The sequence below is a fragment of the Methylobacterium sp. GC_Met_2 genome (assembly GCF_026540795.1).
GTDB lineage: Bacteria > Pseudomonadota > Alphaproteobacteria > Rhizobiales > Beijerinckiaceae > Methylobacterium.
In genome coordinates this window covers 1-9,369 of the sequence record NZ_JALNUM010000173.1, presented here as the reverse complement: position 1 = coordinate 9,369, position 9,369 = coordinate 1, and the positions used below count along the sequence as shown (strand labels likewise).

Here is a 9,369-nt window from a genome sequence, read left to right as displayed (position 1 = left end):
GAGTAGCGGCAATCCGAAGCCCTTCGTCTGGACCGCTAACCCGGATCGCATCATCCAGGCCGCAAAGCGCGGACACCAAGTGTTAGACTCACACCACTAGAGCGTTTTCGGTTTGGGCTGAATCGGCTTGGTGGGGTTCACGCGGCGCTGGGATGCTGATTCACTCGGCCGGTCGACAGCCGGAGTGATGCATGGGCCGCCCCTACAGCTTGGACCTGCGCGAGCGGGTGGTGACCGCGGCTGCGGCGACCTCGCGCCGTCAGGCGGCCGCCCGTTTCGGGGTCGGCTAGGCAACCGCGATCCGCTGGATGGCGGCGCTCGCCGCGACTGGGACGGTGGCCGCCCGGCCGCAGGGGCGTGCCCGGCGCTCCAAGCTCGACCCTTACGAGACGTTCCTGCGTACGCTGATCGACGAGAAGGTTGACATCACCCTGGAGGAGATGCGCGCCCGGTTACAGGACAAGCATGGCCTCACCGTCGGGCTCGGCACGCTGTGGGCCTTCCTCGACGCGCGCGACCTAACGTACAAAAAAAGACGGCCCACGCCGCAGAGCAGGATCGGCCGGACGTGAAGGCCGCCCGGGAAGCGTGGTTCGAGAGCCAGCCCGATCTCGACCCGGACCGGCTTGTGTTCCTCGACGAGACGTGGACCGCCACCAGCATGGTCAGCACCCGCGGGCGCTGTCCCCGCGGCCAGCGGCTGCGCTCCCCCGTCCCGCACGGTCATTGGAAGACCCCGACCCTGGCCTGGCCGTCCGTCTCTCTCTGGCGCCCAGACTGGAAAGATTCTGAGTGGTGAATTTGAACACGTGTCAATACTTGGACATCGCTATAGCTCGCCAACTTAGTGATCTTTCTGCAGATTGTTCAAGGCGCTTCAGAGATGCCTATCGGCTTTGGCAAGTTCGTACCGACGATGATGACGGCGGGCAGCGCCACAAGCGCGATCGCGACGGTCAAATCTGAGAATGCCGGCAGGCACGTCACGGTGCCACCACCCGCGGCAGAGTCTCAAACTTCAGCGGCGGCAGAATGGACATAATGGACTAACCTGCGCTTGCTGGACGACGTTGCAGTCGTAGGCCGGCACGCCCTGGAACGGCATGCTAACGACCGTGATAGTGGCGGCGCGTTCGAACTGGAGGCGCTTCCACTGCACCGAACGGGGCGGCTGATACGCCCCCGCGACCCGATGCAGGAGCTACACCTGATGGTTCAAGCTGCCAGTAGCGATGGGCATCAACGGTTACCATGCAGACAGGTGCCCCCGCTCAGCGTCAACCTCAAGGGGTGGGGGACGATCGCTAATCAGTCGTCCTGGACGCGAGCGACCTCATTCCGGCGCCGGTACCCTTGAACGGCCAGACCGCAATCGCAGTGATTCTATTGGCGAAGTACTGGTCGGGGCTATCAGGTCGACCTCCGAACTGATCAATGCTAATTCCAGCTGAAGTCGACGTCTCTATTAGGGTACCATCGGTTACAATGCCGCTAATGCTTTTATTGTCCCAAGATAGAACAATGCGCTGCGGAGTCGCGATACCACCAGGTGCTCCCGACGTTATGTTGTAGACTTTTCCGCTCGCGACGAACGCAAGAATCTGCTGATTAGTACCCGACGTTCCATCGGTCCCATTAGGAATTGCCCCGAAGTTGCCGATTATGGCACCGTTAGACGAAGCCAACGAGTTTACCTCAACCATGATCGTTGCCGGGCCGCTCTGCGGCAGCAGCGCCTTAAGGGCGGTGGAAGGGTTGAGCACCTTGTCTGAGATGATCCCGGTCGCGTCGGTGGTGATCGTGCCCGACTTTGGTGTGATGAAGTCGGTTAGAGTACTGCCGCCGACGAAAGACGGAGTGCCATTCTTGAAACCAAATGCCTTGCTACTCTGCGTGTTGTCGAGCGATGGGGCGACATAGGCATTTTGGCTGATGCCTACCACTACTAGAGTGACTGGAGTGGGACTCGTCTGTCCCGCGTTGTTAGACACGGAGATTGTGACGTTCTGATCGGAACTAGGCGTTGTATAGGTGACAGTTTGGAAAAAATTGGACGCGCCTGCGACCATGCTAACCGAGGCAGGTGAGAACGAGCCTCCTTTGTTGCCGTCGTTGAAAGTATAGGTCGCATTCACCGGCACGATGCCGCGCAGATCCAGCGTGGCGGTGATTGGTGAGCTGCGATAGGCAGTCGGGACCGAGGTCAAAAGCCTGGTCATCACCGGTAGGCCGGTAACGCCGTTATGCTTCGCCATCACCGCCCACTGGCGCGGCTCCACGCCGTCGAACGGATAGATGTTGTTCTCGTCGCGCGCACCGTTGGCGCCGAAGAAGTAGAAGAACGATGGGATCTGGTAGCGCTCAGCATCGGTCAGGAAGGCATCTTCCATTGCCATCCAGAGCTGGCTGTCGCGACCGACGGCGTACTCCCCGATGTTGCACTTGAAGCCGTAGCTGGCACACCACGAGGCGAACGGGTCCAAACGGTCGTTCAGCTTGGTCGCGGTAACGCCCGATCCCGCTGCGTCGGCGCCGTTGAAGCTGGCGTTGTCGCCCGCGCCGACCGGGTAGAAGTGGTGGGAGAAGTGGAGCGCTTTGGCCGGGTCCTTCAGCGTCTGGATGTTCGGGTTGGCGGTCGCGAAGTCCGGCTGCCCGTTCGATACACCCTCGACGATGATGGGCGTGGTGTCGCCGTTCGCGCGGATCGCGTCGATCGCGGCCTGAGCCTGCGTGACCCAGTCCGCGGCCGTGGTCTGCTCCGGCTCGTTCATGAGGTCGTAGCCGTAGACCCCCGGGTTGCCCTTCAGGGCTACCGAGAGCTTGGACCAAACTTCGACAAACCAGGACTGAGGAATCTGCGTCGAGTTGACGTAGACGAGCGTTGTCCCGTCCATCGTCGTCGAGCCGGGCGGCGTGCGTCGATTGAAGTTGTGCAGATCGACCATCGAGAGCATGCCGAAGCGGGCATAGGTCGCGATGCTGCGCTTCAACGAGGCGATAGCCCCCGCGTTGAGCGGGTCGCCCGGGCTGCTCTGAAGGATGTCCCAGACAACCGGGATCCGAACGTACTTGACCCCGCGGGCTGCCAAGTAGGCGGCCTCTGCGTCGGTGGCGTCGAAATAGTTGTAGTTGATGACGCCTGGAACCGGGCCGAACAGGCTGAACAGCCCGACGTTGACGCCGGCGTTCGCCACCAAGGCGGGCGGGATCGGACCGGCCTTGAAGCGTTCAACCTGAGATAGCGGCGCGCCGCTGTTCGTGTTGAACTGTATGCGCGCATGGGCGGGCGCAGCGCTACCGAGCAGAGAGATGTTGATGGCGAGCGCGAGCACTCGGCAGAGTAATCCGAACATAGCGATCTCCGCTCTGTATAGGTGTGTGGTCCCGGGATGTGGTGGGACGGATCGATCCTGAAGTGTTCGGGCTTTTTGGTCCAGACCTGAAGGACATGCTCGTAGGGCGTGAGGCCACGCAGGGGCTTTAGCCGACGTGGACTTGCTTTGCAAAAGTGGAGAGCTCTTTTCCTAAAAGAGGAGGGCTCCGATGGCAGACCGGAAGCAGACCTTTATCTCTGAGTTTCGTCTGAGGCGATGCGACTGGCGCAGACGAGCGAGCGGTCTCGCCGGGAGATCGCCGCTGATCTCGGCGTCGGGCTCTCGACGCTGCGCAACTAGATTGACGGCCGGCGTGAGCGGGAGATGGACTGCCCGCCGGCCGAGCGACAGGAAGACATGGCTGCCGAACTCAAGCGGCTGCGCCGCGAGAACGAGGTGCTGCGCCAGGAACGCGAAATCCTGAAGCAGGCCACGGCTTTTTTCGCCAAAGAGGGAAGTCGATGAGGTTCCACCTCGCCGACGTGGCGAAGAAGGGCTTCTTAGTCGCGCACCTGTGCAAGGTCCTCGACGTCAGTCCGAGCGGCTACTTTGCCTGGAAGGACCCTCCAGCCTCGGTGCGGCAGCGCGAGGCGCTCCGCCTTCACGCTCGCGCATGAGACGTACGGCAGCCCTCGCTTGACGCACGAGTTGCGCGAGCAGGGCTTCGCGGCAGGCCGGCGGCGCGTGGCCCGGCTGATGCGGGAGAACGGGCTCAAGGCCCGCCAGCCGCGCCGCTTCCGACGCACGACGGACAGCGGCCATGCCTTACCAGTCGCGCCCAACCACCTCGATCAGAACGCCACGGCGGCGGGACCGGATCGGAAATGGGGCGCGGACATCCCCTAGAGCGGTTTCGGTTTAATCTGGGTCGTATCCTGCCGCGCCGAAGAAGTTTGCGGCCTCGTCGGGCGTGACGGCATCGACGAGCCGCCCGATCGTGGTCCAGAGCCCTTCGCGCGTGAGCTCGGCGGCCTTGCGCAGCCCCGCCTTCAACTTCGAGAACGCCATCTCGATCGGATTGAAGTCCGGCGAGTAGGGCGGGAGGAACAGGAGCCGCGCGTCCGCCGCCTCGATCGCCGCGCGCACGGCCGGCCCTTTGTGGCTGACGAGATTGTCCATGATCACGATGTCCCCGGGTGCGAGTTCGGGCACCAGAACCTGATCGACGTAGACTTGGAAGGCGTCGCGGTTGATCGGCCCGTCGAGCACGAACGGCGCGGCGATCCTGGACAGGCGCAGGCCCGCCACTGGAACAAGGCTACGACAAGATGCTAGGCCCGTCACACGGAAATTCGGATTACTATTTGAAGATTAGAATCAACAACCATACAAAATACCAACTCTTCCCGGAAGATCTATATGGGTCCCGCGATTATGATTATTTGAGAGATCGTTCCCCGTATGCGCCTTGCGTATTTTTTTGCATGGTGGCGTGTGCGCCTGCCATCGAGTACACGGAGCCTGAAGATCCACTATACAAACGACGGGATGCCCGTCATTGCGAACCGCCAGTACCTCACATCGCAAGCCACCGCCTGGGATCTTGGATCAGTAAGCGTTAGATCGGCTGGGCAGGATGTGTAGCGCTGTTGCAAACAGGATCTTGAGATTCAGAGCGAGGCTGCGATTCTCGACGTACCAAAGGTCAAGCTCGATCCGACGTTGCATGTCAGCCAACTCAGGCGTAGCGCCGCGCGACCCATTGATCTGAGCCCAGCCAGTGATGCCGGGCCGCACGGCAAACCGCTCATGATATGTCGAGATCAGTGCGCCATAGTGTCTATCGTGAGCCAACGCATGGGGGCGCGGGCCGACCAGCGCCATCTCACCGCGCAGTACATTGAGCAGCTGCGGCAGCTCGTCCAAGCTCGTCTTACGCAGCAACCCACCCAGCCCGGTCAATCGCGCATCGCCACGCTGGGCCTGCTGCACGACAGCGCTATCCTCCTGCACGTGCATAGTTCTAAACTTGTAGATTAGGAACGTGCGCCCGTTCCGGCCAGTACGGGTCTGGCGGAACAAGGCTGGTCCTGTGCTATCCACCCGGATCAACAAGGCTACAACGGCAAGCAACGGAGCGAGTAAAGCCAAGATCATAGCTGCAATAGCTACGTCAAAACCAAGGCGCAAAACAAATTTTGAATCCGGAAAAGCATTCGACCCAGCCACCTCCACTTCGCGGCAGCTGATCAACTCACGCCTGATTGCGTCCACCATCTAAGCTCACCACTAGCGGAATGCCCCGCTCTAAGTGGAGCCGAACGCTCTGTTGATTGAATTCTTCAAAATCATATCTTATAATGAGCCTTTCCGCAATAGGCATATTAATGCCAAATTAACTGCGCTACGAAGTCTGGCACAGGCGCGCAAGCAATTTAGTGCCTACAAGCCGTCGACTACTTGACGCGGATAGATTTAAATTGCCAACAGAAACCGATATGGCGAGTTGGCCCAACCGCTTGGTAGGCTCAGACGCGCCTATGCTTCGTGAAGAGATCGAGGCGGGACAGTGTGGGCGATTTGCCGTTCGGCATTTTTTAGCCTGGGAACAGCGGGCATGTTAGACATCCAGCCCAACGTCGCTTCTTGGTGCCGCCGGATCGAATGCCTTTCCAAAACTCTCCTGGTCGCTGAGGGTCTCATCAAGAAGATGACGCCAACAGTTTTGAGATGGTAGGTCCAAGAGGATTTGAACTTGCAACTAGACTGTCATAAGCGATCGGCTCTATCCATTGAGCTTCAGCCCCCGGGAACTGCGTAGGCCTCGTCGCCCTGGAGGCGCAACTACGTCCTACAAGGCGGCAGAGGTGCGGACGGCCTTACTCGGCAGCCTCGGAGTTCTCGGCGTCTTCTTGATCGTCCTCGGAAGCACCTTCGTCCTGTGCGGCCGCCGCGGGAGCACCAACGCGGTACTTATCCCCGTGCCGCTCCAACTCACCGCCGTTGGCCATCACGCTAAGATACGTGTTTAGGGTGCTAGCCGCCACATCTGTCAGATGCTCGGTGATCTCTACGTGCGTCAGTCCCTCGGATCCGGTCTCTTTAAGAAGCGCTTTCAACCGCCCCTTCGCGGAGTTGGCCCGGGGTTCGCACGGCTTGGCCAAGCGCCACGATCTCTCGCGCACCCTCGTACGGGTCTTGGTGCAGAAGCACGAGCCCGGCGCGTCCGACGACCGCGCGGCCGCCGCCGACACGATCCAAGCCTACGAGGCGCGCATCGCCGCGCTTGAACGGCTTGTCGGCCGGCAAGCGTTTGAGCTTGGGTTTTATAAAGAGGCTCTGCGTCAGGGACTGCCGCCCAGAAGCGGGCCTACGTCCGTGATCACCGGCCCGGCCGCCTACGGTCCGCGCACTACGGTCTACAACCGCTTCAACCGCTAGTCGCGACCGCGGCTTTTGGAAAGCCATGCTCGCCGCGCCGGCCGAGGCCGGATGGGCGGGCGATGCGGCCGCCCTCGACAGTAGCTACGTCCGAGCCCACCGCTCAGCCCATGGCGGCAAAGGGGGCAAAAGCACAGGCCATCGGCCCGTCGCGTGGCGGCCAGACCACCAAAATCCACGCGCTCACCGATGTCCTCGGCCGTCCAGGCGTTCTGGTGCTGACGCCGGGCAACGCCAGCGACGTGACCACCGCCCCGGCGGTGCTGGCCGAAGCGCCTGGCCGGATCCGGCGTCTGGCCGCCGACAAGGGCTACGACGCCGACTGGCTGCGCGCTGACCTACGCAAGAACGGCATTACGCCGGTCATTCCAGGTAAACGCAGCCGAAAGCGGAAGATCCGCCATGACAGGCCCCGCTATCGGGAGCAGTGGCGGATCGAGACCACCTTCAACCGCCTCAAAGACTTCCACCGGATTGCCACCCACTACGACAAACTCGCCCGCAACTACGCCTCGACCCTCGCTCTGGCCGCCATCATCGCATTCTGGTGCTGATCGAGTCCAAACCCTAGGTCCGCTCACGGCCAAACAGCCCAGCGTCCGTCTATGGCAGGGGCGGCCTGGTTGGTTAGCGAGTTCGGTAAGCATGCCTCTGATCAGACCGTGGACCGTTATTGCGATCGCAACCGATACAGACACGCGGGTTCCACGGCCGATCCAAAGGGTTCTGCCGGACGCTCAATATGTCAAGCGTCACCATTGAGGCTTTCCATGGGGCAACGTGTTTAATCTGTGGTGGCATGGCAAAGTAGGTGTTTATCTCGGCCGCCGACCCATCCTGCGTAGCTACCAACAGCACAAAAGTACCTACGAACGAAACCAAGACCGACCGAACTGACATTCTGTCCCTCCAGACTGGCGCTCGTTCTAATCAGTACGGATCAACGTGATAAGGACAGCTGAGCGGTCGGCGATGATATGAGACCACATGAGTCAAATGAGCCACACCTTTGGCTGCCTGGCATTCAACGACCGCATATGGGAATGCAAAAGCCGGAAAGGAGAACCGTTCGCCCCCTTCGCCTCATCTCCTTCATGCCGCGAAAGCTCTTTCAGGAAACATCACGATGCCGGACAGAATTTTGAATTGTCAAATTTGGATGACGGAAAACAGACGCAAGATACTGCTTGAACAGCAGTTCTCCGCAACCAAACACCACTCAGATGGCGTAGCCACACCTGCTATTGCGCAGAATAATCCGCTCATTCGCAATTAGCAAACACGTTGCCAATCTATCTTACCTTCAAGATGCATCCGAACAATACTTAGCGATTAAAAGTAAGCACGTTCGACTAGCCATTAAAAAACGAAAGACCGCTACGACGAAATCACCATGACTTTGGGGAAATTCTCATTAACAGCTTAAGAGCCAGTCTTGATATAGGCGATCTTGAAAAGTGCTTATCTACGAAATAAGCAGCGCTTTCGAGTCTTCTTTTGCTGGGCTTAGCCTTGATTTTACTTTTCCCCCATCCGAAATCGTGAACGACAGGCTGAAGCACCATCGTTACGACTCGAAAACTTGAGGCGTGTGCCCGCCAACATAAATCCTCATCTTCATAATACATGAAAAAATTTTCATCAAAGTTTCCAACATTTTTAAGTAAATCCGCAGACAAAATCATCGATGCCCCACAAACCCAATCAACATCTACGATCGAACTCGAATTAGTCGACTTGTCTAGACTCTGCCCCATAAGGAATGTGTCACCATGCCTCGTTCTACTTATAGACAAAATACGCTTAATCAATAAACTGTCGCGAGCTACCATCTTTATAAAGCTATCCATTTTAACGCATTGAATAAATTTCTTTAAGACTGTCATGCGAGTGTATGCATGACTTTGTGCCCGACCATCTGGGAACTGAAGTGGCAGCCCCAAAATGCCAATGGAATTATCCATGCTCACTGCCTCAATTGCAACATCAAGACTCCGACCGCAGAGATAAGCATCGCTATTATGCAGATAATAATATTTGGCCTGAAAGCGACTGAACGCTAAATTATTTCCGCCGCCAAAGCCAATATTTTTATCTGAATAAATAAAACGGATTTTCGGGCTGATATTACAAATGAGTCCCATGCTCCCATCCGTGGAATCATTATCTACAACCACCACCAAATAGTCCTCGTAGCGAAAATTGTCGATTATACTTCTCACCGATTTGACTAATGTCGCGGCGCCATTGTAATTGACAATTACGATACATACGTCTGTTGTCTCCTTAACGGTTTGTCTCATTCCACCCTCAAACGGTATTTGCGACTGTCGATCCAGCCGCAATATCCAGATCATCCGACGATTCATCGGGCATTCATCAACCCATGCCACCTTACGTCCCGGCAGCTCAAGCCTATAAAATGCGTCGAACCCGATAAATCAGCGTCTTACAGCCAGATTGCCTACCATAAAGAATCGTCGTTACCTAAATTTTTTTAAGATGCCAAAATTAGAATGACCTGTAGATGCTCGAGTGAATGACGATAATCTAAGTCATTGGAAGCTGATCTCGACCAATTCTAACTCACCATTCAAATAGGTAAAAAGGCTGC

General features: G+C 58.0%; 5 protein-coding genes and 5 pseudogenes. 4 read left to right on the top strand and 6 right to left on the bottom strand.

Annotated elements, in window-relative coordinates:
• Window positions 1-191: 191 nt before the first annotated feature.
• Window positions 192-742: pseudogene (locus OXS49_RS31450) on the top strand (IS630 family transposase); the annotation flags it as partial.
• 562 nt (window positions 743-1,304) lie between these two features.
• On the opposite strand, the gene OXS49_RS31445 reads toward OXS49_RS31450, so the two are convergent.
• Together OXS49_RS31445 and OXS49_RS31440 are read right to left on the bottom strand one after the other, a co-directional pair.
• The gene (locus tag OXS49_RS31445) at window positions 1,305-3,353 is read right to left on the bottom strand and encodes a cellulase family glycosylhydrolase (RefSeq protein ID WP_267428492.1); all 2,049 of its coding nucleotides are present in this window, start codon (window positions 3,351-3,353) and stop codon (window positions 1,305-1,307) included.
• Between the two features lie 23 nt (window positions 3,354-3,376).
• Window positions 3,377-3,490 (bottom strand): annotated as a pseudogene (locus OXS49_RS31440) (IS481 family transposase); the annotation flags it as partial.
• 53 nt (window positions 3,491-3,543) lie between these two features.
• On the opposite strand from OXS49_RS31440, the pseudogene OXS49_RS31435 reads away from it, so the two are divergent.
• A pseudogene (locus OXS49_RS31435) lies at window positions 3,544-4,214 on the top strand (IS3 family transposase); the annotation flags it as partial.
• A gap of 18 nt (window positions 4,215-4,232) precedes the next feature.
• Here the strand turns inward: OXS49_RS31435 and OXS49_RS31430 are convergent.
• The 3 genes and pseudogenes from OXS49_RS31430 to OXS49_RS31420 form a co-directional block, all read right to left on the bottom strand.
• A pseudogene (locus OXS49_RS31430) lies at window positions 4,233-4,622 on the bottom strand (transposase); the annotation flags it as partial.
• Between the two features lie 300 nt (window positions 4,623-4,922).
• Window positions 4,923-5,591: a sugar transferase gene (locus tag OXS49_RS31425; RefSeq protein ID WP_267428491.1), complete on the bottom strand. Its 669-nt coding sequence runs from the start codon at window positions 5,589-5,591 to the stop codon at window positions 4,923-4,925.
• A 602-nt stretch (window positions 5,592-6,193) separates the two neighbouring features.
• Window positions 6,194-6,460 (bottom strand): annotated as a pseudogene (locus tag OXS49_RS31420) (hypothetical protein); the annotation flags it as partial.
• Between the two features lie 10 nt (window positions 6,461-6,470).
• Between OXS49_RS31420 and OXS49_RS31415 the strand changes: the two are divergent.
• Together OXS49_RS31415 and OXS49_RS31410 are read left to right on the top strand one after the other, a co-directional pair.
• On the top strand, window positions 6,471-6,755 hold the full coding sequence (locus OXS49_RS31415; RefSeq protein WP_346016980.1) for a hypothetical protein: 285 nt from the start codon (window positions 6,471-6,473) through the stop codon (window positions 6,753-6,755).
• Window positions 6,756-6,865: 110 nt separating this feature from the next.
• A complete protein-coding gene (locus OXS49_RS31410; protein WP_267428490.1) occupies window positions 6,866-7,309 on the top strand; it encodes an IS5 family transposase in 444 nt (147 codons plus the stop codon).
• A gap of 834 nt (window positions 7,310-8,143) precedes the next feature.
• Here the strand turns inward: OXS49_RS31410 and OXS49_RS31405 are convergent.
• The gene (locus OXS49_RS31405) at window positions 8,144-9,148 is read right to left on the bottom strand and encodes a glycosyltransferase family 2 protein (protein WP_267428489.1); all 1,005 of its coding nucleotides are present in this window, start codon (window positions 9,146-9,148) and stop codon (window positions 8,144-8,146) included.
• Window positions 9,149-9,369 lie beyond the last annotated feature (221 nt).